Source organism: Kribbella speibonae (assembly GCF_004331375.1).
Classification (GTDB): Bacteria; Actinomycetota; Actinomycetes; order Propionibacteriales; family Kribbellaceae; genus Kribbella; species Kribbella sindirgiensis.
In genome coordinates this window covers 95,324-119,753 of sequence record NZ_SJKC01000002.1, presented here as the reverse complement: position 1 = coordinate 119,753, position 24,430 = coordinate 95,324, and the positions used below count along the sequence as shown (strand labels likewise).

Annotated in this window: 20 protein-coding genes; 15 read left to right on the top strand and 5 right to left on the bottom strand. The window is 70.0% G+C overall.

Going from position 1 to position 24,430, the window contains the following annotated elements; translation table 11 throughout:
• Positions 1 to 11: 11 nt before the first annotated feature.
• The gene (locus tag E0H92_RS13990) at positions 12 to 7,082 is read right to left on the bottom strand and encodes a serine/threonine-protein kinase (protein ID WP_131496571.1); all 7,071 of its coding nucleotides are present in this window, start codon (positions 7,080 to 7,082) and stop codon (positions 12 to 14) included.
• Between the two features lie 146 nt (positions 7,083 to 7,228).
• Here E0H92_RS13990 and E0H92_RS13985 point away from each other — a divergent pair, with 146 nt between their 5' ends.
• The 13 genes from E0H92_RS13985 (at position 7,229) to E0H92_RS13925 (ending at position 19,140) form a co-directional block, all read left to right on the top strand.
• Positions 7,229 to 7,690: a hypothetical protein gene (locus E0H92_RS13985; RefSeq protein ID WP_131496570.1), complete on the top strand. Its 462-nt coding sequence runs from the start codon at positions 7,229 to 7,231 to the stop codon at positions 7,688 to 7,690.
• Between the two features lie 52 nt (positions 7,691 to 7,742).
• Complete coding sequence (locus E0H92_RS13980; RefSeq protein ID WP_131496569.1) at positions 7,743 to 8,477, top strand: hypothetical protein; 735 nt, start codon at positions 7,743 to 7,745, stop codon at positions 8,475 to 8,477.
• Positions 8,477 to 9,277: a CpaE/TadZ family protein gene (locus E0H92_RS13975; RefSeq protein ID WP_131461947.1), complete on the top strand. Its 801-nt coding sequence runs from the start codon at positions 8,477 to 8,479 to the stop codon at positions 9,275 to 9,277. The genes E0H92_RS13980 and E0H92_RS13975 overlap by 1 nt, the downstream gene beginning before the upstream one ends.
• The gene (locus tag E0H92_RS13970) at positions 9,274 to 10,584 is read left to right on the top strand and encodes a TadA family conjugal transfer-associated ATPase (protein WP_131461946.1); all 1,311 of its coding nucleotides are present in this window, start codon (positions 9,274 to 9,276) and stop codon (positions 10,582 to 10,584) included. The genes E0H92_RS13975 and E0H92_RS13970 overlap by 4 nt, the downstream gene beginning before the upstream one ends.
• 4 nt (positions 10,585 to 10,588) lie before the next feature.
• Positions 10,589 to 11,494 carry a type II secretion system F family protein gene (locus E0H92_RS13965; RefSeq protein WP_131496568.1) on the top strand — a complete coding sequence of 302 codons (906 nt, stop codon included), beginning with the start codon at positions 10,589 to 10,591 and terminating at the stop codon, positions 11,492 to 11,494.
• Positions 11,491 to 12,411 (top strand): type II secretion system F family protein, encoded by a 921-nt coding sequence (locus tag E0H92_RS13960; RefSeq protein ID WP_131461944.1) that lies wholly within the window; start codon positions 11,491 to 11,493, stop codon positions 12,409 to 12,411. The genes E0H92_RS13965 and E0H92_RS13960 overlap by 4 nt, the downstream gene beginning before the upstream one ends.
• Positions 12,412 to 12,523: 112 nt before the next feature.
• A complete protein-coding gene (locus E0H92_RS13955) occupies positions 12,524 to 12,742 on the top strand; it encodes a hypothetical protein (RefSeq protein ID WP_131461943.1) in 219 nt (72 codons plus the stop codon).
• A gap of 10 nt (positions 12,743 to 12,752) precedes the next feature.
• Entirely contained in the window at positions 12,753 to 13,184 is a 432-nt protein-coding gene (locus E0H92_RS13950) for a TadE family protein (RefSeq protein ID WP_131461942.1), read from the top strand.
• 8 nt (positions 13,185 to 13,192) lie between these two features.
• Positions 13,193 to 13,648: a TadE/TadG family type IV pilus assembly protein gene (locus E0H92_RS13945; RefSeq protein WP_131496567.1), complete on the top strand. Its 456-nt coding sequence runs from the start codon at positions 13,193 to 13,195 to the stop codon at positions 13,646 to 13,648.
• The gene (locus E0H92_RS13940; RefSeq protein ID WP_202873645.1) at positions 13,638 to 14,405 is read left to right on the top strand and encodes a TadE/TadG family type IV pilus assembly protein; all 768 of its coding nucleotides are present in this window, start codon (positions 13,638 to 13,640) and stop codon (positions 14,403 to 14,405) included. The genes E0H92_RS13945 and E0H92_RS13940 overlap by 11 nt, the downstream gene beginning before the upstream one ends.
• Positions 14,406 to 14,424: 19 nt before the next feature.
• Positions 14,425 to 15,078, top strand: coding sequence for a hypothetical protein (locus E0H92_RS13935; protein WP_238173424.1), 654 nt, complete (start codon positions 14,425 to 14,427; stop codon positions 15,076 to 15,078).
• A gap of 108 nt (positions 15,079 to 15,186) precedes the next feature.
• A complete protein-coding gene (locus tag E0H92_RS13930; protein ID WP_131461940.1) occupies positions 15,187 to 16,113 on the top strand; it encodes a hypothetical protein in 927 nt (308 codons plus the stop codon).
• 21 nt (positions 16,114 to 16,134) lie between these two features.
• Complete coding sequence (locus E0H92_RS13925; protein ID WP_131461939.1) at positions 16,135 to 19,140, top strand: AfsR/SARP family transcriptional regulator; 3,006 nt, start codon at positions 16,135 to 16,137, stop codon at positions 19,138 to 19,140.
• Positions 19,141 to 19,194: 54 nt separating this feature from the next.
• On the opposite strand, the gene ypfJ is transcribed toward E0H92_RS13925, so the two are convergent.
• The gene (gene ypfJ, locus E0H92_RS13920; RefSeq protein WP_131461938.1) at positions 19,195 to 20,097 is read right to left on the bottom strand and encodes a KPN_02809 family neutral zinc metallopeptidase; all 903 of its coding nucleotides are present in this window, start codon (positions 20,095 to 20,097) and stop codon (positions 19,195 to 19,197) included.
• A 64-nt stretch (positions 20,098 to 20,161) separates the two neighbouring features.
• Here ypfJ and E0H92_RS13915 point away from each other — a divergent pair, with 64 nt between their 5' ends.
• Complete coding sequence (locus tag E0H92_RS13915; RefSeq protein ID WP_131496566.1) at positions 20,162 to 21,760, top strand: ABC-F family ATP-binding cassette domain-containing protein; 1,599 nt, start codon at positions 20,162 to 20,164, stop codon at positions 21,758 to 21,760.
• 24 nt (positions 21,761 to 21,784) lie between these two features.
• Positions 21,785 to 22,549: an enoyl-CoA hydratase/isomerase family protein gene (locus tag E0H92_RS13910; protein ID WP_131496565.1), complete on the top strand. Its 765-nt coding sequence runs from the start codon at positions 21,785 to 21,787 to the stop codon at positions 22,547 to 22,549.
• Positions 22,550 to 23,189: 640 nt separating this feature from the next.
• Here E0H92_RS13910 and E0H92_RS13905 read toward each other — a convergent pair.
• Genes E0H92_RS13905 through E0H92_RS13895 form a run of 3 tightly spaced genes read right to left on the bottom strand, consistent with a single transcriptional unit; the run spans position 23,190 to position 24,402 of the window.
• Positions 23,190 to 23,633 (bottom strand): SRPBCC family protein, encoded by a 444-nt coding sequence (locus tag E0H92_RS13905; protein ID WP_131461935.1) that lies wholly within the window; start codon positions 23,631 to 23,633, stop codon positions 23,190 to 23,192.
• Complete coding sequence (locus E0H92_RS13900) at positions 23,630 to 23,965, bottom strand: ArsR/SmtB family transcription factor (protein ID WP_238152680.1); 336 nt, start codon at positions 23,963 to 23,965, stop codon at positions 23,630 to 23,632. The genes E0H92_RS13905 and E0H92_RS13900 overlap by 4 nt, the downstream gene beginning before the upstream one ends.
• A complete protein-coding gene (locus E0H92_RS13895; protein ID WP_131496564.1) occupies positions 23,962 to 24,402 on the bottom strand; it encodes an SRPBCC domain-containing protein in 441 nt (146 codons plus the stop codon). Before E0H92_RS13895 ends, E0H92_RS13900 begins: the two co-directional genes overlap by 4 nt.
• Positions 24,403 to 24,430: the final 28 nt, after the last annotated feature.

Genomic DNA, 24,430 nt, shown 5'->3' with positions numbered 1-24,430 from the left:
CCATGATCGGCTCACGGCCCGGACAGCGACGGCCCGTGGCCGGTTTGTGCAATGGTGCGTCCGGCCGCGCCGCCCTGCGACGTCCGCGCGCCTTGGTTGGACGCCTCCGGCAGCGTCCGCGCGGCCGTCGTGTAGTCGAGGGCCTTGAGCACGTCCCGCGGCACGTCGGTCTTCTCCAGCGCGGCGGCCACCTTCGCGCTGAAGCTGCCGTCCGGTGACGACGTGTTGTAGAGCTCCCGCAGGTCGACCCGGCCCTCGGCCATCAGCGCCAGGTTCGGGTGCAGGGTCGCGAACGCGGACGCGAAACCGCCGTCCCGGTCGCCGAGCATGGTTCCGTTCGGCAGCGCCTGGTACTTCCGCTCGGTGCCGTCGCCCTGCTGGACCAGCAGCACGATCGGCTTGCGCTCGGCCTTCGCGCGCTCGAGGGCGTTCAGCAGCGGCCGGTACGGCTGGAAGGCCGCGCCCGACTCGCCCTGCCCGTACTCGGTCGCCGTGATGTCCGGCGTTCCGAGTTCCTCCGGCACCGCCTGCAGCCGCGCGTTCGCCAGGACGGCGTCGAGGGACGCGCCGGTCTCCATCTGCCGCAGCCCGTCGAGGTACTGATGCCGGAGCATCCGGACGAACATCTCGCCGCGAGCCAGGTCCGGCAGGTTGACGGACTTCTTCACGACCGGCTCGCCCCGGCCGTTGTCGGTGGTGGTCCGGACCGTGGCGTCGTACACCACCGGGATCCGGACCGTGACCATCTGACCCTCGAGGAACCGGCTGCCCTCGAGCCGGGTGCCGCTGGCATCCGACGACTGCTCCTTGACCTGTTCGCCGATCGAGCCGCTGACCGAGACGAGTCCGCCGTCGACGCCGCCGGACGCGGTGAGCGGGGTCAGCCGGTTGCTGCTGCTGGACGAGCGGTACACCTCCTGCCGGCGCCAGACCCGGCCCGCCTGACCCTCGAGCGACGGTCCGTGGAGTTCCCAGCCGACCGCGGTCGCGTTGATCTGGACGCTCACCATCGTCCGCCCGTTGCCCGGCCGGGCCATCGGCTGCAGCGCGATGCCGTCGCCGAGCAGCCGTCCGGCCTTCGCCTTCAGCGCGCTCGGCTTGAGGTTCGACCGGATCAGATGCCGGTACTCCGCCGTGCCGCGCCGGCCGAGGACGCCGGGCTGCTCGAGATGGGCGGTCAGGTTCTCGGCCAGTTCGTTGCGTCGGCCGGCGCCCTTCGCGTGCAGCGCCACCCGCATCGGGACGGCGCCTTCCGGCAGCCGGATCGGGCGGTGCTCGACGCGTTCCTCGAGTTCCGGCCCGGTCTCGATCCGCGGGCCGTCCATCAGGTCGCCGCGGGGGACCCACTGGACCAGGTCCGCGCGGAGCTCACGAGGTTCGGAGACGCTGGTGACGTCGGCCGGGTTGATCCGGCCGAGCTTCCAGCGGGCACTGGCCATCGCAGCCGCGCCGGCATTGCGGACCCGGACGACCCGGGTCGTGAACACGACCGTCTGATGCGTCTTGACCTCGTCGAAATGGCCCAGCCGGTCGATCCCGGCGTTCTGTATGCCGTCGCCGCCCGTGTGGGACGTCGTCTGGTCCGTGGACACCCCGCCGGAGCCGTCGCCGAGGGCAGTGGGGGTCTTGCCGTCGACACCGGCGGAGACCGTCACCGTGTGGGCGGCCGACCGGTCGATTTGCTCGTAGTCGTAGTTCTGGTCGACGCTGCCGGCCTCCTCCTTCGGGATGTCGGGGGTGCCGTCCGGCTTGTCCGGGACGTCCTCGATGGTGCGTTCGCCCTCGGTCCGGAGCTCCACCTGGACGAAGAAGACGTCCGGCCGTTCCTGCCCCTGGATCGGCACCTCGATCGGGACCTCGAAGCCGTCGGCGCCGAGCATGTCCTCGAGGTGGCCGTGGAAGTTCCCCGGCTTCAGGTCGATGTCGAGGGCGCTCTGCAGCAGCCGGCTCGCGTTCCGCAGCCCGGGCGCGAGGGCGTCGAACTGCGGCTCGACCAGGGTCCGCAGGTCGACCCGCTGGTCGGTGCCTTCGACGGTGAGCGACTCGATCTTGGCCGCTCCCTGGCTGTCCTCGTACGCCTGGGAGGTGCTCATGACACGGCGGACGCGCGCCTTTTCTTCGACACTCTTGGCGGTCGCTTCCAGTTCCGCGTCGGCGGTCGAGGCCTTCACAGCCGGGGACTGGGTGTTGTCCTGCAGCTTCGCCGTCAGGCTCTCGACCGTGTGCTCGGCGGCCAGGCCCGTGGTCACGCCGGCCTTCTCCTGCTGGTAACGACGCAGGAAGCCGCCCGCGACGCGGTGACTGATCGGCAGCCTGTCGTTCAGGTACCGCTCGGCGGCGTCGGACACCACCCAGAGCGGCAGATCGAGCTTGCGGGCGGCGTACAGATCCAGCGCTCGCCGCTCGGCCATCGCCTTCTGCGCCAGCGCGTCCGGCAACGGGACCGACTTGATCACCTGACCGTTGTGCACGATGTCGGCGGTCATCTTGTAGCGCTCGATGAACTCGTGGTGCGTGCCCGGATTGATGAGCAGCCGCTCGTCGCCGGAGGTCTCGCTGGTCGTGGTGGACTGCGACCGGCCGCCGGTGCGTCCGACCGACAGGTTCCCGGAGGTTGCGGCGCCGCTGGCCTCGACCAGTCCGCCCCCGACGTCGCCGCTGACGCCGCCCGAGGCCGACGTACCCGATGTGGAGCCGACGTCGGTCATCGTGAAGTTGATGTCGACCGAGTTCTCTTGGCTCATCGCGACGTGGGTCTGGCTGACCGCCTCGCCGCGGATCACGATCTCGTACTCCTGCGGCAGGATCGTCCCGTCCGCCATCACATGCGCCGGGCTGCCCGGGGCAGGGACCACCACGAACGGCAGCCGGTAGCTGCCGTTCATCCACTCGCGGTTCGCGACCAGGCTGGTCGGTGACAGGGCCGCATGCAGCGCGGGCAGCGCTGTGGAGTCGGACCGGATCGCGGGGATCGCCTTGCACAGTTCGTCGGCCGCGTTACCGGCGTCCACCGCGACCGGGAACCCCTGCTCGACCGCCAGGTGGTGCGGCGGCTTCGGGTTCTTCTCGTACACCGGGGTGTCGGCGCGGGTCATCGAGCTGTCGTACGCGACCTCCATGGTGCCGTCGACGTCGGCGATCGGCTTGGCGTCGCCCTTGTCGGTGATCTCGGCGAACGTGATCTTGATGCCCTGCTCGAGCCGGTCGAGCGGTTCGGTGCTCTCGCTCAGCGTGACGTTGTTGACCCGCCGTCCCGCGGTCCAGCTCAGCGTGCGGCCGAGCGCGTTCCGGCTGAACTTCACGCCGATCTTGCCCATCCACCCGCGGACGCCTTCCGCCGGCGGGTTGGAGGCGCCGACCCCTGCGGACAGCGGCACGCCCCGGGACCGGCTCGACGTACGGCCGGTGGCCGCCGAGCTGATGCCGAGGATGACGACGTTCTCGTTCGTGCTGGTCCCGGCGCCTTTGGCCTCGAACTCCTTGGTCGCCTCGTCGTAGTCCTGCGTGACCTGCAGCCGGAACGGCCGCCAGCGCGGCGTCCCCGCGAAGCCGGTGTCCTCGAGCATCACGATCAGGCCGCCCTGACAGGCCTGGTTGATACCGGCCTCGAGCCGCGGTGCGCTGATCTGCTGCCGGACCCGCTCGCGGTTGGCCAGCTGCTGCGCGGTGGCCGGCTGTCCCGGCCGCGCCACCAGGCCCATCTTGGCGAGCCGGTCCAGCGCCTGGCGCTGCGCTCGCTCGGCGCCCTTGAGGTTCTGCGGCAGGGCCTTGCCGACACCGCGCAGCTGGTTCTCGCCGCGGCCCATCCACGGCGGCATCTTCTGCGGCTCGGTCGACGGCACGGCATCGCCGCGCAGCAGCACATGCCCGTGCTTGTCCACCTTGATGGTGCCGTCGTCTTCCCGCAGTACGGCGTCCTTGTCCGCCCGCCCGCCCGCGCGCAGCAGGTCGTTCTCGGCGGCCCGCAGCAGCGCGCGGGACTCGCCGGTCTCGATGATCGGCGCAGCCGTGGAGTCGCCGACCTTGCGCAACGTGGCACGCACCCTGAGACCAACCAGCACGCCCTGCGTCGGGCCCTGGTTGCGGTGCACGGCCGGGGTGATCGTGGTCATGCTGACGCTCTGGCCGCCGGACCGGGACACGTTGCGCCCGGCGGACGCGTTCGGTCCCACGTTCACGCCGGAACCGCCGACGTTGTTGAGCGCGGCCGCCGCGGCCACCGGGTTCACGTCGGAGGGCTTGCCCGGGAACCCGACCGATCCAGTACCGGTGACCGACGCCGTGTAGGTCTGGCTCGCGTTCAGGCCGGCGAAGTCGACGAGGACCTCTTCCTGCCACATCTCCGAACTGGACTCACCGACGAGCTGCGCGTCGGCCCAGACCGGCTCGACCTCCCAGGTCAGGTCGTACGCCGTGTCGCCGCGGCCCGGGATCCGCCGGGTGACACCGCCGGGCTGACTGAACTCGCGCAGCAAGCGGTACGAGTCGTTGACCATCAGGCCGGCGATGTGGTTGTACGAGGCCCGGTCCAGGTCGCCGTACTCGTGCTGCGCCCTGCGGACCAGGCGATCGGTCACGTCGTGCAGTCCGGTGATGCTCGTGACCGCGTGCCGCGGGAACTCGCCCGTGACCTCGTGCCCGTGCCCGATCTCCGCCAGCGTGACGGTCTCGGTCGGCGGCTTCACCGTGTACGCGCTGGAGACCCACGTCTGCTGGCGGCCGGCGTCGACCGTCTCGACCGCCGACCAGGGCTCGGTGGGGGAGGCCCGGACCTCGATCTGCCACTTGCCGGACCACTCGTAGAGGATCGACTCACCGCGGTTGTCGTCGACCCAGCCGGACTGGTGGTGGGCCGTGGCCCCGCTGCTCTCGGCGAGCGAGCGGCCGCGCGCCACCTCGACCTTCGGCGAGACGAGCTGCGCGGCGGCGTGGACCGGCGTACCGGGTGCGGCCAGCGCGAGGATCGGCCCGAGGTTGACGCCGATGTTGACGTTCGTCGAGTGGGTGTCGGTCGTGCCGACGCTCGTACCGCCCTCGCCGAGCGAGCCCGACATCTGCTCGGCCATCCTGAAGTCGATGTCGTCGCGCTCGGTGAGGTCGTCCGGGATCAGCCGCAGCCGCACCTGACGCACCGCGGAGACGTCCGCGGTGCCGCCCTCGTCGTCGACGTTGAACACCATCCCGTCGCGGGACAGCAGCCGCCGGTACTGCGCGGCGGGATCCGGGAGCGGGCCGCGGGTCGGCATCTGCTCGTTGAACTTGGCTCGCAGCATCCGGTTGATGTCGGCGACCGGCAGCTTGAGCTGGTCGCCTTCCGGCATACCGGTCATCAGCAGTTCCTTGGCCGGCATCGCCTGGCCGAGGCTGCGTTCGTACACCGCCACCTGTTGCTGGGCGGCAGCAGCCAGATCGGCGATCCGGCTCTGCGAACCGTCCGCGTCGATCTCGGTGAGGAGCGTCTGGTAGCCGTCCAAGGCCTGCTGCGCGTCGGCGGCCGCCTGCTCGTAGGCACCGGCGATCTCGGAGTGCCGGCCTGCCTTGTTGCGGGCTGTCTGGGCCGAGACGCGCAGCTTGCGCGCCCGCTCGGGTGCGCCGCGGTCGCGTTGCTGGTCCTCCTCGCCGGCGTCCTCGTCGGCCTTGTCGGCCTCCTTGTCCGCGTCCCGGGAGGTGTCCCGCTTCTTCGTCGCCTTCTTGTCGAGATCCGTGACCGCGGCTTGCAGCGCCTCGATCTGGGTGACGACCTGCCCGCGCAGGTGCGCGGGCGTGTTCCGGGCGGGCTTCGCTGCGGCGTCCGCGCGCGCGGCAGCCCGGCCCGCGGCGGTTGCGTCGGGAGTTGCGACCGCCCCGGCGGTCCAGGGGAGTGCGGGCTCGGAACCGCCGTGCCGCCGAATCGTCCGGGCCAGACCCTCCAGGTCGCGCTCGAGCTCGGCGAGGCTGCGCGGCCCGCTCGGACGACCGGTGGCGAGCGTCTCCGCGCGGGCCTCGTGCCAGTCCCCGAGCAGGCTCTGGAACGCGGCGTGGTCCGCGTGCAGCCGCCGATCGCGGCGCTCATGGCCGAAGACGGACTTCAACCGGCCGAAGACGCCGCGGGACCGGCCTGCCTCGGCGGCGGCGATCTCCTGCGACATCAGCGTCAGCTGGTGCGTCCAGACGTAGCGGACCTGTTCGTCGCTGAGTCCGGCCGGAATCCGCAGTACGTGCGGGTCGTTCGCCGTACCGGCGCGGATGATGCCCTGCCCCAGCGCGCCCAGCGTGGTGTCGCCGATCTCGACCCGCAGCTGCTGCGGAACGGCGGAACCTGTCATCTGCAGGACGGTCTGCCGCGCGTCCGGGTCGACGTCCGGACGGTCGGTCACCGCGGCATCCAGGGACTGGCGATCCATCCCGGCGAGGAGGTTCAGTGCGTGCAGGTCGGTCAGCTGCCCCTGCGCGCTCGGACGAGTGCCGACGGTCAGTCCGGTGCCGCGGATCTGCGACGTCCAGACCCGGCGTCCTTCCGCGCTCCGATGCCTGCTGCCGACCCGTGCACGGTGGCGTCCGCGGCGCGGTTCGGGCGGCGTACCCAGACCCAAGAGCTCCGCGTCGCGGTTGATCGCCGCCGAGGCGGACACGAGCGCGGACGTCGCCAGGGCGTTCCGTGGCGCTGTCAGCCGGGTGAGCCGGGCTGCCGACTCGGGGTCGTCCGGCGCCGCGCCGCTGAGGGCGACCCGGAGCATCGCGTCGGCCTCGGTACGACGTGTCTCGTCCAGCCCCGGCACCCGGAGGTACCGGTCGAGGGCGTCGACCGCACCGCGCGCGGGCAGCTCACCGCGGGCCCGGGCGACTTCGGAGCCGATCACGCTGACGGACTCCGCAAGCAGCCGGTCGTCGCTGACCCGGTCCGCGGCCCGGCGGGCGAGCAACTCCTCGATCGCGCGCAGCACGCGCGCCGCGAGTACGTCGTCGCGGGTGGTCAGCCGGATCCGGCCGTCACGCAGCGGTACTGCCGAGGGGTGCAGGATCCCCAGCGCGTTTCCGACCGCCCAGCGAGCGCGAGCCGTCGGCTCCGTGGCGGACAACGTCGTTGTGGTCAGCCGAATCACCCCTCCCGTTAAGTGCCCGGGTGATCACCAGTTGTCACCCGGACCCTCTGGTCCGGAATTTAGCAAACAATCGGTTACTTGCCAGCAACTCAATTCACCCGAACCGTTAACGATTTACGCCCACCGGCCCGCCTAGGATCAAGACCATGTGGGAGAAGTTCGGTGACTCGGAGTGGAACATCCCCCAAGCCCGCAGCACAGTGGCCCAGTTACGGCACCACGCCGGGGACGGCCGGGAGTACGACGGCATCGAACTGTTCCTGGCGCTCTGCGAGTACCTCGACCGGCTGCACGGGCAGCACGGATTCGACTACTTCTTCACCGGCTCCGAGCAGGCAGCGCTGGCGGCCGTTGTCCAGGAGGTCCGCGGCCCGGAGATCGAGCCGGACCCCGAGACCGACCGGCTGGTGCAGCCGGTGAACGCCGCCGTCACGCTGGTCGAGGGGCGGGAGCTCGTGATCTGGCTGGAGGGACAGCCCGACTGGCAGCGTCAGATCGGCCTGTGCCTGCGCGCGATGTATGCCTATCTAGACCAGTTGTACGGCGGACCGGGCGCCTTCAACCAGCTGCTCAAGCCGGCCGAACTGAAGCGGGTCGCGGCGCGGTAACGGCAGTGGCCTCCTGGCACGAGTGGCACCTCGCTGCCATTACGGTATGCGGGTGAGTCTCTCGTCCTCCACGCGTAGCTCTTCCCAAGGCGCCCGGGCAGCGGGCCGATCCACGGGCGGCGGTTCGACCCGTCTCCCGAGCGGCCGGGAACGGCGTCCTGCCCTGGCCGCGCTCGCGGTCATCCTGATCCTGCTCGGCGCCGCCGGATCGGCGCTGATCGCGCTGAACAGCGGCAACCGCTCCGACTTCGTGGCGATCTCCGCCGATGCGCTGGCGCCGGGCCACAAGCTCGAGCCGGAGGACCTGTCCCGGGGCGACCTGGCCGGGGCCACCGGAGGACTGATCCCGTGGTCGGAGGCGAACAAGTACCTCGGCCGCTACACGAAGACCTGGCTGTACAAGGACCAGTTCCTCACCCCGCAGAACCTGACCGGTGAGGGCGAGCAGCCGATCCCGGCCGGCGGCGCCCTCGTCGGCGTCAGCCTGGAGGCCGGCCGCGCACCGTCGGACGGGCTCCTGGTCGGCGACATCGTCAAGGTCATCCGGGTCCCTTCGGCCAACGCGGAGGGTGGCGCGGTCCCGCTGGTCAGCGCAGCTGAGGTCACGTCGACGGCCGGCGCGATCACCGACAGCAAGACGAGTTCGAACAGCTCACTCAACGTGACGATCCTGATCCCGGCCGACGACATCACCACGGTCGCGGCAGCGGCCGCGGCCAAGACCCTCGTGCTGGTGAAGCTGGCGCCGGGCACCAAGCCGGACGTCGCACGCAACGGGGCCAACTGATGGCGCTGGTGGCGCTCGCGAGCGCGAAGGGCTCGCCCGGCGTGACCACGGCCAGCCTGGTCTTCGGTGCGCTCTGGCCGCGGCAGGTGCTGCTGGCCGAGTGCGACCCGGCCGGCAGCGACGTGGCGATCCGCATGACCGGACCGGGTGGTGCAGGACTCAACTCCGACCGCGGCCTGGTCAGCCTCGCCGCCGCGAGCCGGAAGGGGCTGGGGGACGAGGTCATCCTCGCGCACAGCCAGCAGCTCGACGGCGGCCTCGACGTACTGCTCGGTGTGCGCTCGCCGGAGCAGGTCGGCGGTATGGGCGGTCTGTGGCATCCGCTCGGCATCTCGTTCAACCAGATGCAGAACGGCGACGTACTCGCCGACTGCGGGCGGATCGGTGCGTCGTCGCCGCAGCTGCCGGTCATCCAGTCCGCGCGTCTCGTCGTACTGGTGTGTTCGGCGACCGGCTCGTCGGTGGCGCACCTCCGGGAGCGGCTGTCGACGCTGGTGCACCACGTCGACGCCCAGCTCGGTGTGGTCGTCGTGGCCGACCCGAAGCAGCGGGACGGTGTGAAGCAGGTGTGGTCCGTCCTGGACGCCATGTCGCTGCCGGTGCGGCACCGCTGGCACCTGGCGTACGACCCGGTCGGTGCGGCCTTCTTCGACGGGCGTGGTCACGGCCGGCTCGACAAGACCCAGCTGATCCGGTCCGCGAGCGCCATCACCGCGGAGATGGCCGCCCTGGTCTCCGCTCCGCCGCCGCAGGACTTCGACATGGCGAACGCGGCCTTTCCGCCGGGTGATTACCGGTGAGCGCTGACCAGGAGCTCGTCCGGAAGCTGCGGGTGCAGGTTGCGGAGCGGCTGAACGAGCAGCGCCGGCGTGACCAGGTGAACGGCGTACCTCCGATGAGTGCGGAGGACGAGCGGGAGTACGCGCGGTCGCTGATCGTGCAGGTGCTCGAGGACCACGCGCGGTACGAGCTGGCCGAGGGCCGGACGCCGCCGACGCCGGACGACGACGCGCAGATCGCCGGCGCGATCCACTCCGCGCTGTTCGGGGTCGGCCGGCTGCAGCCGCTGATCGACGACCCCGAGGTCGAGAACATCGACATCAACGGCTGCGACCAGGTCTTCGTGCAGTACGGCGACGGTCGCGAAGAGACCCCGGGACCGGTCGCCGAGAGCGACGAGGAACTGATCGAGCTGATCCAGGTACTGGCGGCGCACGCCGGTCTGACCAGCCGCCCGTTCGACTCGGCGAACCCGCAGCTGGACCTCCGGCTGCCGGACGGGTCCCGGCTGTCCGCGGTGATGGGCGTGACGTCCCGTCCCGCGGTGTCGATCCGGCGCGCCCGGCTCGGCAAGGTGTTCCTCAAGGACCTGGTGGGCAATGGAACCATCTCCGACGACGTCGGCTCGTTCCTGCGGGCCGCGGTCGCGGCGCGCAAGAACGTCATGATCGCCGGCGCCACGAACTCGGGGAAGACGACCCTGCTGCGGGCGCTGGCCAACGAGATCCAGCCGCATGAGCGGCTGATCACTGTCGAGCGCTCGCTCGAACTCGGTCTCGGCGAGTTCAAGGACCTGCACCCGAACGTGGTCGCGTTCGAGGAGCGGCTGCCGAACTCCGAAGGCGTCGGCGAGGTCAGCATGGCCGACCTGGTCCGGCGTTCACTGCGGATGAACCCGAGCCGGGTGATCGTCGGTGAGGTGCTCGGCGACGAGATCGTCACGATGCTGAACGCGATGAGCCAGGGCAACGACGGCTCGCTGTCGACGATCCACTCGAACAGCTCGATGGAGGTGTTCAACCGGATCAGCACCTACGCGATCCAGGCCCGTGAGCGGCTGCCGATGGACGCCACCCAGATGCTGATCGCCGGTGCGCTCGACTTCGTCGTCTTCGTCCGCAAGCACAACGATTACTCCCGCGGCGGCGGCCTCAGCCGGTACGTCGAGAGCATCCGGGAGGTCACGGGATGGGACGGCCGGGTGCTGTCCGGCGAGGTGTTCGCGCCGGGACCGGACGGCCACGCCGCGGCGCACGCCCCGATCGCGTGCATGGACGAGCTCGAGCACTTCGGGTACCAGCCGCTCGTCCACGGAACGTGGGCGTGACGCGATGAACGACAGGACTCTGGGAGCGCTGCTCTGCGGCGCGTTGGTCGGCGGCGCCGTGATGCTGCTGATCGTCGCGATCCGCGGCACCGAGCCGAAGGACGAGACTCCCTCGCTCTTCCGCAACCGCACCGTCGAGGCCCGCAAGAACATGGTCCGGATGGGCGCCGGCGTCGCCATCGGCCTGCTCGTGCTGGTGGTGACCCGCTGGCTGGTGCTCGCGGTCGCCCTCGGCCTGCTCGCCGCGATGGCCGACCGGTTCTTCGGCGGCACCGGTGAGGAACGCCGGGCGATCGACCGCCTGGACGCGCTGGCCACCTGGACCGAGGCGCTGCGCGACACGATCGCCGGCGCGGTCGGCCTGGAGCAGGCGATCCCGGCCACGGCCGTGAACGCGGCGCCCGCGATCAAACCCAGCCTGAACCTGCTGGTCGACCGGCTGCGGATCCGCGAACCGTTGCCGTCGGCCCTGATGCGGTTCGCCGACGACCTCGACGACCCGTCCGCGGACCTGATCGTCGCCGCCCTGGTGCTGAACGCCCGGCTGCGCGGTCCCGGTCTGCGCGAGGTGCTGAGCGCCCTGGCCGACTCGGCCCGCGAGGAACTCGACGTACGCCGGAAGGTCGCGGCGGAACGTCGTTCGACCCGGCGCAGCGTGCAGGTCGTGGTGGCGATCACGCTGCTGATGGCCGCCGGTCTGGTGCTGTTCAACTCGACGTACATGGCGCCGTACACGAGCTTCGTCGGGCAGGTCGTGCTGGCCGTGGTGATCGGGCTCTACGCGGTCGGACTGCTGTGGCTGCGGCGGCTGGCCAAGATCGAGGTACCGGACCGGTTCCTGATCGGCATGACCGACGACCAGCGGCACAACCGGTCGGGCGACGACCGGATGGAGGTGGTGAGCGGATGACCTGGGCCTTCATCACCGGCGGGATCGCCGGACTCGGCGTGTACGTGCTGGTCAGGATGTTCATCAAGCCGCGGGCCAACGTGCTCTCGACGATCGCGCGGATCGACGCGGGCCGCGGCGGCTACACCAGCGGCGCCACCACCAGCGCGGCCGGCGAGCGGGTGCTGGGCGGCGTCGACCGGGCCCGGGAGACGCTCGGCCGCCGGCTCGAGCTGGAGGCGAACGCGCGCGGCTGGGCGTTCGGCAAGCTGCGCCGCGACCTCGCGGTGATGAACCAGCCGTTCGCCGCGATGCTCGCGACCAAGGTCCTGTTCGCGCTCGGGGCGATGGTCTTCATCCCGATCGTGCTGTTCCTGGCCGCCGAGATCGGGATCAGCGCGCCCGGGGTGGCCCCGGCGATCGTCACGCTCGCCTTCATGGCGCTGGCGTTCTTCCTGCCCGACCTGACGCTCCGGCAGCAGGCGGAGGCGCGGCGGCGCGACTTCCGGCACGTGGTCGGCAGCTTCCTCGACCTGGTCGCGATGAACCTCGCGGGCGGCCGCGGTCTGCCCGAGGCGCTGATGACGGCCTCGACGATCGGCGAGCACTGGGCGATGGCCCGGATCCGGCAGGCGCTGGCGAACGCGCGGCTGATCGGCATCACGCCGTGGGACGCGATGGCGCGGCTCGGCGAGGACCTCGGCGTCGAGGAACTGCGGGACCTGGCGTCGGCGCTCGCACTGGCCGGTGACGAGGGCGCGAAGATCCGGTCGTCGCTGCTCGCCCGGGCCGCGTCGCTGCGGCGCAAGGAACTGGCCGACGTGGAAGGCAAGGCGGGTGAGCGGTCGCAGTCGATGCTGGTCGCGCAACTGGTGATGATCTCGGCGTTCTTCCTGTTCCTGGCCTTCCCGGCCGGCGCGGCGATCCTCGGAAGTTAGTCCGAACAGTGATTGGACAAGGGATGAGGCCAAGGGATCCGTTGGGCGGAATGGTCCGTCGAACACGGCATACTGAGGCCTGCTTCGGCCTCACGAACTGGAAGGCATGCGGATGACCTCGGAGTTGATGTTCTGGCGGGCCATGACCGGCTACGCGGTGGCACGGGCGCAGGCCCAGCGGGCCCGCGCGAAGCAGGGGAACACCGAGCTGGGCGCCTCCGCGCTCGAGTGGGCGATCATCTCGGGGATTCTGGTCATCGCCGCGCTCGCGATCGGCGTCGTGGTGAAGCGCGTGATCACCAAGCACACCGCCGATATCGACAAGGGCTGACGGAAGCACCATGCGGCTGGGGAGACGAGGAGGCCGGCGCAGACGGTCCGAGCGGGGGGTCAGCACACTTGAGCTGTCCATCCTCGCGCCGGCGATCATCGCGCTGATCTTCGTCTCCATCCAGACCGCTCTGTGGCTGTACGGGCGTTCCGTCGCGCTGAACGCCGCGGAGGAAGGCGTATCGCGGCTACGGCTGGTCCAGCCGCTCGTCTACACCCCGGCGGTGGGGGAGAAGGTGCGGGCGGACGTCCAGTCCTACGCCCAGCAGCTCGGCGGTACGACGCTGCAGAACGCCACCGTCCCGTTCCCGGCGTACAACGACCCTGAAGGTGTGGTCTCGTTCACGGTGACCGGCAAGACCGTGTCGCTGGTGCCCGGCCTGGAGCTGAAGGTGTCCCGGACCGCCACCGGACGGATCGAACAGTTCGAAGCCGACAAGTGAGCGAGCAGATGACGAGCAGACCGTGGTCCCGCGGGCGGCACCGCCGTACTCGCGAGCGCGGCACGATGGCGCTGGAGATGGTGATCCTCGCGCCCGTGCTGCTGGCCCTGTTCATGTTCCTGCTGGCCTGCGGACGGTACTTCCAGACGTCCTCGCTGCTGGAGAGCGCGGCCCGTGACGGCGCGCGGGGCGCCAGCCAGGCGCGGTCGCTGCAGGACGCGCAGGCCCGCGTCGACACCGCCGTCAGTACGACGATGAGCCAGGCGGTGGCCTCCTGCAAGGAATCCGCGGCGGGCTCGATCACCACCGGGTTCGCGGCCGGCTCGCCGTTGTCGGTCGAGGTCTCGTGCACGATCAACTACCGCGACCTCGGACTGCTCGGCCTGGGCGGCGACACCAAGATCACCAAGCGGTTCACCTCCTCGATCGATCCGTACCGGGGGGTGCGCGGCAATGGCTCCTAGGAACGGCTCTGGGAACGGCCCTGAGCGCTCCCGCTCGCGGGTCGTCGAGTTCTTCCGGATCGATGCGCAACGCAACCATCGGCTGTTCGCGCGCGGCGCGCTGAGCCCCGCGGTCGCGATCCTCGCGGTGATGATCTTCACGCTGGCCGGCCTGGTGATCGACGGCGGCCGGCAGCTGGGCGCCCGCTCCCGCGCGGTCGGCTACGCGCAGGAGGCCGCGCGCGTCGGCGCCGCGGCCATCCAGCTGAACGTCGCCGAAGCCAAGATCGACACCGCCAAGGCGGCGGCCGCGATCACCGAGTTCTGCGGGCAGGTGCGGTCCAACGACCCGGCGGTCACCGCTTGCGGGCCGACCACGCTGACCGACAAAGAGGTCGACATCCAGGTCGACATCGCCAACAAGACGACGTTCCTCGGACTGATCGGAAAGACCTCCCTGAAGGCCAGCGGCACCGGACAGGCGCATGCCGAACAGGGCGTCGAGAAGGCGGACGACAGCCCGACCATCCCGCCGATCGTCGTGAACCCGACCACCGACGGCCCCGGCGGGACGATCGACACCCCGCGGCCGCCGACGATCGACCTGCCCTGCCCGACCTGGACCCTCGGATCGCCGACCCCGATCTGGACCCTGTCGCCGTTCCCGTTCCCGGCCTCCTGCTCGCCGAACGTGACGCCGACGCCGACCCCGTCCGACACTCCGCCGACCGGCGAACCGTCAGGCCCCACCAGCAGCGCGCCGTCGAGCGGGCGCTAGACACCGGAGGAATCAGTCCGTGCGTAGGTTTGCCCTCCCGGCCGTTGCCGTCGCCGGTGTCCTGCTGCTGAGTGCCTGCAGCAAGGACACCAACGACGGCGGCCGCCCCGTCCCGGTCGGCGGCGAGTCCGGTACGACGACGTCCAGCACACCGTCGGCACCGTCCACCGCACCGTCCTCGGAACCTCCCGCGACGACCGCGCCGGCCACCACCGCCAAGCCGACCGCCCCGACCGCGAAACAAGTCATCGTCCAACCAGGGAACTTCGCGTCCAACCCCGCCGTCCAAGGCCTCGTGACCAGCTACCCGCTCTACTTCCAGGCCCTGGTCACCAAGGACGACACGATCCTGAAGAAGCAGTTCCCGTCGTTCTTCTACGCCGACGTGTCGCAGGGCATCCAAGATGCCAAGCGCAACGGCTGGGTGATGAAGCCACCGGGCAGCGTGGTCGTGGTCGGCGCCAAGAGCACGCCGGACAACACCGTCGCGGTGCAGACCTGCCGCTCGCAGACCACGCAGTACTGGGACCCGAAGGCGCGGAACTGGACCGTCGTGACGCCCAAGGGCTCACCCGAGGTCATCGAGATGATCAAGACGGGGATCGGCTGGATGCCGTACCGCCTGGCCACCAGCAAGGGCGTGAACTGCGCCTCGGTACGCTATCCGGCCTAGACCAGAACCGCGAATCCGAGGTTGCGAAGAGGTGACGGGGTACTGGGTACCGGGCATGATGCCCCTGGTCGAAGATAATCTGCCGGAAGACGAGTCTGGGGAGTGAGGATGCACAACCGGGTAGGCCGCACACTGCTCGCCTTAGGTGCTGTACTCGCGTTGCTCACGGCCGTCCCGGCCACCACCGCATCCGCGGACACGATCCAGACCGGTAACTCCGTCTGCAGCATGTACGTGAATGCGGTCGGTTTCGGCGCCTACTGCAGTTCCGGCAAGGCGTACATGGGCGGCGAACCGCCGCCCACGTGGCGCGAACGCCTGAACGGCCGGCCGTTCGTGCCGTGCCGTGACTTCGAGATCCCCAAGGGCATTCGGTTGCCGCAGGCGCCGGAGGGTAAGACCTGGGTACTGCGGATCACGATCACCGACTACAACCTGAACTCGTACAACGGCGGTCCGGACGCGCACCTCGAGCGGGCCTACATGCCGGTCGACGAGCAGGAGCGCGCCCAGTGCCCGTTCCCGGACTACATGGAGCAGTTCTGGTGGCGGTTCGAGAGCAGCTACCCGGATCCGGCGCTGCAGATCATGCCGACGTACACGCCGCGAGTGAACATTCCGGCGTTCTTCACGCTGACGCCCGACAGTTCGATGGTACTGAAGCAGTCGGGTGACCTGAGCGGGTACTACGACCCGACGCACAACCTCACGATGCGCGGCATGGTGGTGGAACTGAAGATCGATCCCGGTGACGGCACCGGTCCGTTCATCTGCCCGGTGGGAGTTACGCCGGTGGACGACCCGGACGGATACGACCAGACGAAGGATCCGGATCATCAACTGAACCCGTGCAAGCACGTGTACAAGAAGTCGAGTGCGAGTCAGCCGGACGGCATGTACACGGTGAAGCTGACGATCACGTGGGAAGTCTCGTACTGGATCGGCAAGGGTACGGGCTGGAAGCCGATCGGTCAGGCGAATGTGACTGCTGTGCAGCGGTTGCCGGTGCAGGAAGTTCAGGCCATTGGTGGCTGATGGTGGGGGTATGGAGGAGCGATGGTAAGGACGAATGAGCCGGCGCAGGCTGCGCGGTTGCCGCAGCGGCGGTCGGGGAGTCCGGGCGCGGACCGGCTGAAGGGCTTCGTCGCGCTGCTCGCGATCCTGGCGATCGTCGGCGGTGTGCCGTACGTGCTGCTGCGGTTCTTCGGTACGCCGTGGCCGGACACGATGCCCACCAAGAGCATGCTGTTCAGCGAGCTGAGCGTCGAGACGGTGCTCGGCATCATCGCGTTCTTCATCTGGCTCGCCTGGCTGCACTTCGTCGTCTGCCTGATCGCGGAGGCGGTCGCCGAGGTCCGCGGCCACGGGCTCTCACCCCGCGTCCCGCTCGGCGGCGGCTCCCAGGCCTTGGCCCGCCGGCTGATCGGCACCGTCGTTCTGATCGCGGCGGGTGCGGGTGTCAGCCTGCCGGTCGCGAGCGCGGTCACGACGGGCGGTCCGGCCGCTCCGACCTCTGTGAGCGTGCAGCACGAGTCCTCGACGTCGTCGTTCCGCCAGACCGAAAAAGCCAGCTCGGTGCTCAGCGGCAGCCACCAGCAGTCGAAGACGAGTGTCGGCGTACGGACGAACAACGACCACAAGGGTCAGGTCGTCAAGTACACCGAGGTGCGTCCGCCGTCGGGCCGGAACTACGACTGCCTGTGGGACATCGCGGAGCGGTACCTCGGTGAGGGTCGCCGGTACAAGGAGATCTACGACCTCAACAAGAACAAGCTGCAGCCCGACGGGCGCCGGCTGACCAACCCGGACCTGATCCTGCCGGGCTGGCAGGTGCGGCTGCCAGCTGACGCGAAGGGCCCGGGTGTGCACACGGTCCGCGTCAGCATCGGCGACCCCACGACCACGAAGAAGACCACCGCCAAGCCGGTCAGCACGAAGACGCTTCCGGCCAAGCCGAAGACCCAGGTCGAGAACAAGACCGAGACCCGGACGACGCCCGAGCAGAAGCCGGTCGGCCCGGGGCGCTACTCGGAGCAGGGCATCGAGAAGCCTTCGTCGGTCGGGATCGGTACCTCGAAGAGCGACCCGGGCGCGAAGAACGTCAAGCCGGGGCAGCCGAACGTCACCGTCGAGCCGCACGAGCCGGGGACCGGTCACGAGCACGGCGAGCCGGCCGGCGGCGGTACCCAGGTGCCGGAGGTGACTCCGGTCGCGGCCGACGACGGCGGTATCAGCCTGAAGGACGCCGGAATCTTCGGGTTCGGTGCGACGCTGCTCGCGGCCGGTCTGGCGCTGGCGCTGAAGCGCCGCCGCGGCTGGGCGCAGGGCCCGGGCCCGAAGGCTGCCGGCCACCGGCAGACCGAGATCGGTCTGCGGCTGGCGTCGGACGTTCCGACCGCGCAGTTCGTGGACAACTCGCTGCGCAAGCTCGGCGCCGACATGACGCAACTGCAGCGACCGATGCCGAAGGTCGTCGCCGCGCTGGTGACCGACCGGTCGCTGACGCTGGTTCTCGACCCGTACGGCGCGCAGCCCGAGCCTCCTGGCCCGTGGCAGGCGATTGCCGAGGGCACCCGGTGGACGCTGCGCCGCGGGTACGGACCGAGCACTGAGGTCAACGCGCCGGCGCCGTACCCGACGCTGGTGACGGTCGGCCAGAACGCCGACGGTGCGACGGTGCTGATCGACCTCGACACGGCGAACGGGATCGTCGCGTTCGGCGGCGTGAACAACGCGTCCCGCGACGTGGTGGGTTCGCTCGCGGTCGAGCTGGCGACGAACCTTTGGTCCGAGGGCGCGCACATCAGCATGGTTGGGTTCGGCGACGACCTGTCGTCGCTCGCGCCGGCGCGGCTGAGCTACTGGATCCGCCTCGACGACGCGATCGCCGGGGTCGAACACCGGACCGAGGCGCAGCTGCAGGGCTGCCAGCGGCGGAACGCCGGATCGGTGGCGGAGGCCCGGATGACCCATCCGGACGCGGCGCTGTGGGGTCCGGAGATCATCTTCGTGTCCGCGCCGCCGTCGCCGGAGGAGCAGGACCAGCTGAACCGGCTGGCCGCGGACACCAAGCGCAGCATCTCGGTGGTCGTGGTCGGCGACGTGATGAACTCGCCGTGGCGTTTCGTGGTGGACGAGAAGCGCCAGGCCGTCTGCCGGCTGCTCGGCCTCGAGGTGGACGCGCACAGCGTCAACCCGGAGCAGTTCGCCGATCTGGTCGCGCTGTTCGACGCGGCCGAGACGGACGCCCGCGACAAGCGCCGGTCGGAGCAGGACATGCCGGCGTACGAGTTCTCCACCACCGACCTGAGCCAGCCGGCGCCGGTCGAGGTCGACCTGCTCGGGCCGGTCGAGGTGGACGCCCGCGGGGTCATCGACGACGGCCGGGTCACGCTGTCGACGGAGATCATCGCGTTCCTGGCCAGCCAGGACTACGGCGTACACCCGAACGTGCTCGCCGGGGCGATCTGGCCGCGCGGCATCAGCGAGGAGCTGCGCGACGCGGCGCTGGAGCACACCCGGCGCTGGGTCGGCGTGGACGCCATGTACGCCGACGAGTCGGGCCGCTGGATGCTGAACCGCAGCGTCGTGCGGGTCGACTGGGACGTGTTCCGCACGCTGGCCAAGCAGGCGACAATGATCGACGACCCGCGCGGCCCGCTGTCGACGGCGCTCAGCCTGGTACACGGTCCCGCCTGGTCGAACCTGCCCGGCGGCCGCTACTCGTGGCTCGCCGCGTCCGGGATCGAGCGCCGGATGGCGGAGGCCGTCGTCGACGCCGCGCTGCGGCTCGCCGAGGCGTCCCTCAGCCACAACGACGGCAATCTCGCCCGCACCGCCCTCCAGACCGGCCTCACCTTCTCGCCGGCCTCGGAGGAACTGTGGCGCGCCACGCTCCGCCTGGCCGCCCACTTCGGCACCACCGCGGACGTCACCAACGTGGCCGGCCAGATGTACGCCGCCCTCACCAAACACGGCGCCCCCCGAGGCCCCGAAGCCGAAACCGACGCCCTCGTCGACGAACTCCTCCCCGGCTACCACCGCCCCGCCCAGGTCGCCTGACCCACGCAAAGAACCGCCCCGCACGTACTGTGCGGGGCGGTTTCCGTTGGCGGGTCAGAGGGTTTGGGCGGACCAGGTGTCGCAGGTGGTCATGTCGCCGGAGTCCATGCCTTTGGTGAACCAGCGCATGCGTTGTTCGGCGGTGCCGTGGCTGAAGTTTTCCGGGGTGACCTGGCCCTGGGTCTTCGACTGGATGCGGTCGTCGCCGACCGAGGCGGCAGCGTCCAGGCCGCGGGCGATGTCGTCCTCGCTGAGTTCGGTGATCAGCGGCTGGCCGCTCGAGTTCGGGACGGTGGTCGCGTGGTTGGTCCAGATCCCGGCCAGGCAGTCGGCCTGGAGTTCGGAGCGGACCGAGTCCGACGCCGGGCCGCTGCGGGTCTTGATCCGGTCGAGGATGCCGTACAGGTTCTGGATGTGGTGGCCGTACTCGTGCGCCACGACGTACGCCTCGGCGAACTCGCCGCCGCGGGCGCCCAGGTCGTTCTGCAGGGTCTGGAAGAACCCGATGTCCAGGTACACCCGCTTGTCCGGCGGGCAGTAGAACGGGCCGACCGCGCTGGTCGCCGGGCCGCAGCCGGTGTTCACCGAGCCCTCGAACACCCGCATCGGCGCCCGGGTGTACTTCTTGCCGCGCCGGGGGAGCTCGGCAGCCCAGAAGCTCTCGATCGAGTTCTGGTAGAACACGAACCGGCAGTCCGAGTTCGACTGCAGGTCGGTGCCCTTCTTGCACGAGTCGAGATTGCCCGCCGCCGTGTTCCGCACCGCCGGTTCCTCGCTGCCACCTCCGCCTGGCAGGCCACCGGTCAGGAGCAGGATCACGACGAGCAGGATGATGCCGCCGATGCCGCCGCCGACCGGGATCATCCCGCCGGGGAGGCCACCGCCGCGTCCGCCACCACTACCGCGGGTGTCCTCGACACCGCTGGTGTCGAGATCCGCATCCGGATTGAATTTCATGCCACATACACTAGGTCAGCACACTCGGCTGAAGCTCTAGCGAAAAGGACCCCTACGAACCCCGATGATCACTGTCTCCAATCTCGAGGTTCGTGTTGGTGCCCGTCAGCTGCTCGCGCCCGCCTCGTTCCGGGTAGGCCCCGGCGACAAGGTCGGGCTGGTCGGCCGCAACGGCGCCGGCAAGACGACGCTGACCAAGATCCTCGCCGGTGAGGGGCTGCCGGCGAGCGGTTCCGTGACGTCCTCGGGCGAGATCGGCTACCTGCCGCAGGACCCGCGCACGGGCGATCTCGACGTACTGGCCCGGGACCGGATCCTGTCCGCGCGCGGCCTGGACGACGTCGTACGCCGGTTGCGCTCCGCCGAGAAGTCGATGGCCAGCGCGGACGACAAGACCCGCGCGAAGGGCATGCGGCGCTACGAGCGGGCCGAGGCGGACCTGCACGCCGCCGGTGGATACGCCGCCGAGGCCGAGGCGGCCCGCATCGCCGCGAACCTGGGCCTCCCGGACCGTGTCCTCGGCCAGCCGCTGTCGACCTTGTCCGGTGGTCAGCGCCGCCGGGTCGAGCTGGCCCGGATCCTGTTCGCGCAGGCCGAGACGCTGCTGCTCGACGAACCGACGAACCACCTGGACGCCGACTCGATCATCTGGCTGCGCGACTTCCTGAAGTCGTACGCCGGTGGCGTGATCATGATCAGCCACGACGTGAACCTGCTGCAGGACACCGTCACCCGGGTCTTCCACCTGGATGCGAACCGGGCCGAGATCGACGTCTACAACGTCGGCTGGAAGGCGTACCTGCTGCAGCGGGAGACCGACGAGCGCCGTCGCAAGCGCGAGCGGGCGAACGCGGAGAAGAAGGCGACCCAGCTGGTCGACCAGGCGAACAAGATGCGCGCCAAGGCGACCAAGGCGGCCGCGGCGCAGCAGATGCTGCGGCGGGCCGAGCGGTTGATGTCGTCGCTCGAGGACGAGCGCAAGCAGGACCGCGTCGCGAAGATCTCCTTCCCGACGCCGGCGGCCTGCGGCAAGACGCCGCTGATGGCCCGGGAGCTGTCGAAGTCGTACGGCTCGCTGGAGATCTTCACCGACGTCGACCTGGCGATCGACAAGGGCTCGCGGGTCGTCGTCCTCGGCCTCAACGGCGCCGGGAAGACCACGCTGCTGCGGATCCTCGGCGGGATCGAGAAGGCCGACACCGGTGAGGTGGTCGACGGCCACGGCCTCAAGCTCGGGTACTACGCCCAGGAGCACGAGACCCTGGACGTCAACCGGACGGTCCTGGAGAACATGAAGACTGCGGCTCCGGACCTGAACGAGACGCAGGCCCGCAGCGTGCTCGGCTCGTTCCTGTTCACCGGCGACGACGCGGACAAGCCGGCCAAGGTGCTGTCCGGCGGCGAGAAGACCCGCCTCGCGCTGGCGACGCTGGTCGTGTCGGCGGCGAACGTCCTGCTCCTCGACGAGCCGACCAACAACCTGGACCCCGCGTCCCGCGCCGAGGTGCTGAACGCGATCCGCTCGTACACCGGCGCGATCGTCCTGGTCACCCACGACGAGGGCGCCGTCGAAGCCCTCGAGCCCGAACGCGTCGTCCTCCTCCCCGACGGCGTCGAAGACCTCTGGACCAACGAGTACGCCGACCTGATCTCGCTCGCCTGATTACTTCCGGGTAATATCCGCGCCATGACAGGTCTGCGGTTGACGGTGGACGGGCCGGTGGCCCGGGTTGTGCTGGATCGTCCCGAGGTGCGCAACGCGCAGACTCCGGCGATGTGGAGTGCGCTGGCCGACTTCGGTACGGCGCTGCCGTCCGACGTCCGCGTGGTGGTCGTGTCGGGGGAGGGCCCGTCGTTCTCGGCCGGCCTCGATCGCCGGCTGATGGTCGGCGATCCCGTCGACGGTCAGGAGCCGTTGCTGACGCTGGGCGCCAAGCCGGAGCCGGAACTGCTGGAGCTGATCGCCGCGTTCCAGTCCGGGTTCTCCTGGCTGCGCCGTCCGGAGATCATCAGCATCGCGGCGGTCCAGGGGCACGCTGTCGGTGCCGGGTTCCAGCTGGCGCTCGCCTGTGATCTGCGGGTCGTGACCCCGGACGCCCGCTTCAGCATGCGCGAGCCGGCCCTCGGTCTGGTTCCCGACCTCGGTGGCACCCAGCCGCTGGTACAGCTGGTCGGCTATTCGCGGGCGCTCGAGCTGTGTACGACGACCCGGTGGGTGGAGGCGGCCGAGGCGAAGGAGATCGGGCTGGCCAACATCGTCGTACCCGCCGACGAACTGGCGGCGACGGTGAAGGACCTGACCGACGCCGTCCTCGGCCCGCTCCCGGGTGCGATCCGCGAGACCAAGGCGTTGCTGCTCGGCGCCGCGGACCGCACCTACGAGGACCAGTTGGCGGCAGAGCGCGAGGCTCAATCCCGCCGCCTCAAGGAACTCATCGCCGCACTGGGTTAGGGGCAACGCCGTTCGGTTGAGCGAGGGCAGAGTGTCGTCAAGCTGCTGAGACAAGACGTGGTGGGTGGGGGCGTTTGGTGGGTGGGCGTCTGAGATGGTGGGTTTGTGCCTGGTATCTGGGCTGCCAACCCGGCATCTCGGACGTCCACCCACCAAACGAGGCTCTTGTGTGCCACGTGTGGGTGGCTCGGCCGCACCGCCGGTGCCGCCGGTACCTCGAGTCGTGGATTTCGGTGACCAAACGCAACCGCGATCCACGACTCGCGGTTCCCGGGGTCAGCCAATCGCCACGACTCGGCGTGTGTCCCCCCGGACAAGGCAGTCGAGTTGCACAGACACCGGCCAGCCGCGCCGGCGCCTTGACCGTGTAGCCGTCCTGTACAACCGAGACAGCGACGCCCAGCCGGTTATCCCCTCGTGTGCAGGGTTCTCTACTCGTGTATCAGTAGAGAACCCCCGACGCGAAGGGATAACCCGTCGTCTGTTCCCCGCGCGGGCGGCGGGGCCACGGGCGGTGGTTGGGAGTGGGGATCATCACCCGCACACCGGACAGAAGAGCCTCAAATGAGGCGGCCGGCAGCCCGGTGCAGAGCGCGGTTCTTGACACGGCCGCCCTTTCCCTAACCGAACGGCGTTGGGGTTAGTGCCAGTTGCTGACCAGTACGTCGTGCGGCGCGGGCTCGCCCTTGCCGGTTTCGACGTACTGCTTGAGGCTCATCAGGAACGTGGCCCACTTGGTGCTGCAGTGGTACATGAACTCGACCGGCTCCCGCCAGCCGGCCTGCTTGAACAGGACGATCGTGTACTCGTCGGTCTGGGACAGCTCGAAGGTGACGTGGGTGCCGATCCACTCGTCCGGCCCGCCGACGACCTCCCAGTGGACCAGTTCGCCGGGCTTCGTCTCGACGACCTTCATGTCGAAGCCGTCGCCGCCCGCGGTCGCGAACCGGAACTGGATCACCCCGTCGGGGTCGCCAACCGTGTCCTCGGTCCACCAGCCGGCCAGGCCGTCGATCGTGGTGAGTGCGGCGTACACGTCCTTCGGGTCCGCGATGACGCCGACCCGGTGCAAGATATCGCTCATGGCTGTTTCCTCTCGTGCTGTTCGATTGCCTCGGAGATGCGCTTGATGCGCTGCAGCCGCCGGTCCCAGGCGTCGGTGACGTCGGTCAGCTGACTGATCGCGCGGGCGAGGCGGTCCTCGTCCACGGTGTAGCGGCGTTCCCGTCCGGACGGCGTGGAGTGCACCAGGCCGGCCCGGTCGAGTACGCCGAGATGCTTCGCGACCGCTTGCCGCGTGACGGGCAGTTGCTCGCTGAGACCGGTCGCCGTACCGCCGCCGCCCGCGAGCAGCAGGTCGAGCATCCGCCGCCGGGTCGGGTCGCCGATCGCCGACCAGAGCTCGTCGTCGATCACGGCCGCTGCGCCAGCTTCCCGGCGTACGGCGCGATGCGGGGGAGGAAGTAGTCCCAGCCGGTGGTGTGGTCGGCGAGCATCTCGTCGGGCTTCGACGCCGCGTCGTACCCGGTCTCGGCGAAGCGAAGGAGCGTGCCGCCGTCGGCCGGGATGACGTCGAAGGTGACGAGCAGCGAGTTCTCCGGGGTGGCGGTGTCGCCGGTGTAGGCCCAGCGGAAGGCGAAGCGCCGCGGCGGGTCAGCCTCGACGACCGTCAGCGGCTCGACCTTGTCCCCCTCCGGCCGCCGGAAGGTGATCCGCCCACTCGCCCCGGGCACCGGGTCGAGGTCAACCTCTTCAGGCCACCACTCGCGCAGGTGCTCGGGCGAGCTGATCACCTCGTAGACCACCTCGGGGCTGGCCTGCACCCGGATCTCCCGCTCGATGCTCCTGGTCATTGCTTCCGTCCTTTCGCAACCTTTGGTT

Excerpts from the sequence above, each read along its gene's own strand:
- E0H92_RS13985 (WP_131496570.1), top strand. The coding sequence starts at position 7,229 with ATGTGGGAGAAGTTCGGTGACTCGGAGTGGAACATCCCCCAAGCCCGC.
- E0H92_RS13975 (WP_131461947.1), top strand. The coding sequence starts at position 8,477 with ATGGCGCTGGTGGCGCTCGCGAGCGCGAAGGGCTCGCCCGGCGTGACC.
- E0H92_RS13965 (WP_131496568.1), top strand. The coding sequence starts at position 10,589 with ATGAACGACAGGACTCTGGGAGCGCTGCTCTGCGGCGCGTTGGTCGGC.
- E0H92_RS13960 (WP_131461944.1), top strand. The coding sequence starts at position 11,491 with ATGACCTGGGCCTTCATCACCGGCGGGATCGCCGGACTCGGCGTGTAC.
- E0H92_RS13955 (WP_131461943.1), top strand. The coding sequence starts at position 12,524 with ATGACCTCGGAGTTGATGTTCTGGCGGGCCATGACCGGCTACGCGGTG.
- E0H92_RS13950 (WP_131461942.1), top strand. The coding sequence starts at position 12,753 with ATGCGGCTGGGGAGACGAGGAGGCCGGCGCAGACGGTCCGAGCGGGGG.
- E0H92_RS13945 (WP_131496567.1), top strand. The coding sequence starts at position 13,193 with ATGACGAGCAGACCGTGGTCCCGCGGGCGGCACCGCCGTACTCGCGAG.
- E0H92_RS13940 (WP_202873645.1), top strand. The coding sequence starts at position 13,638 with ATGGCTCCTAGGAACGGCTCTGGGAACGGCCCTGAGCGCTCCCGCTCG.
- E0H92_RS13930 (WP_131461940.1), top strand. The coding sequence starts at position 15,187 with ATGCACAACCGGGTAGGCCGCACACTGCTCGCCTTAGGTGCTGTACTC.
- E0H92_RS13925 (WP_131461939.1), top strand. The coding sequence starts at position 16,135 with ATGGTAAGGACGAATGAGCCGGCGCAGGCTGCGCGGTTGCCGCAGCGG.
- ypfJ (WP_131461938.1), bottom strand. The coding sequence starts at position 20,097 with ATGAAATTCAATCCGGATGCGGATCTCGACACCAGCGGTGTCGAGGAC.
- E0H92_RS13915 (WP_131496566.1), top strand. The coding sequence starts at position 20,162 with ATGATCACTGTCTCCAATCTCGAGGTTCGTGTTGGTGCCCGTCAGCTG.
- E0H92_RS13910 (WP_131496565.1), top strand. The coding sequence starts at position 21,785 with ATGACAGGTCTGCGGTTGACGGTGGACGGGCCGGTGGCCCGGGTTGTG.
- E0H92_RS13905 (WP_131461935.1), bottom strand. The coding sequence starts at position 23,633 with ATGAGCGATATCTTGCACCGGGTCGGCGTCATCGCGGACCCGAAGGAC.
- E0H92_RS13895 (WP_131496564.1), bottom strand. The coding sequence starts at position 24,402 with ATGACCAGGAGCATCGAGCGGGAGATCCGGGTGCAGGCCAGCCCCGAG.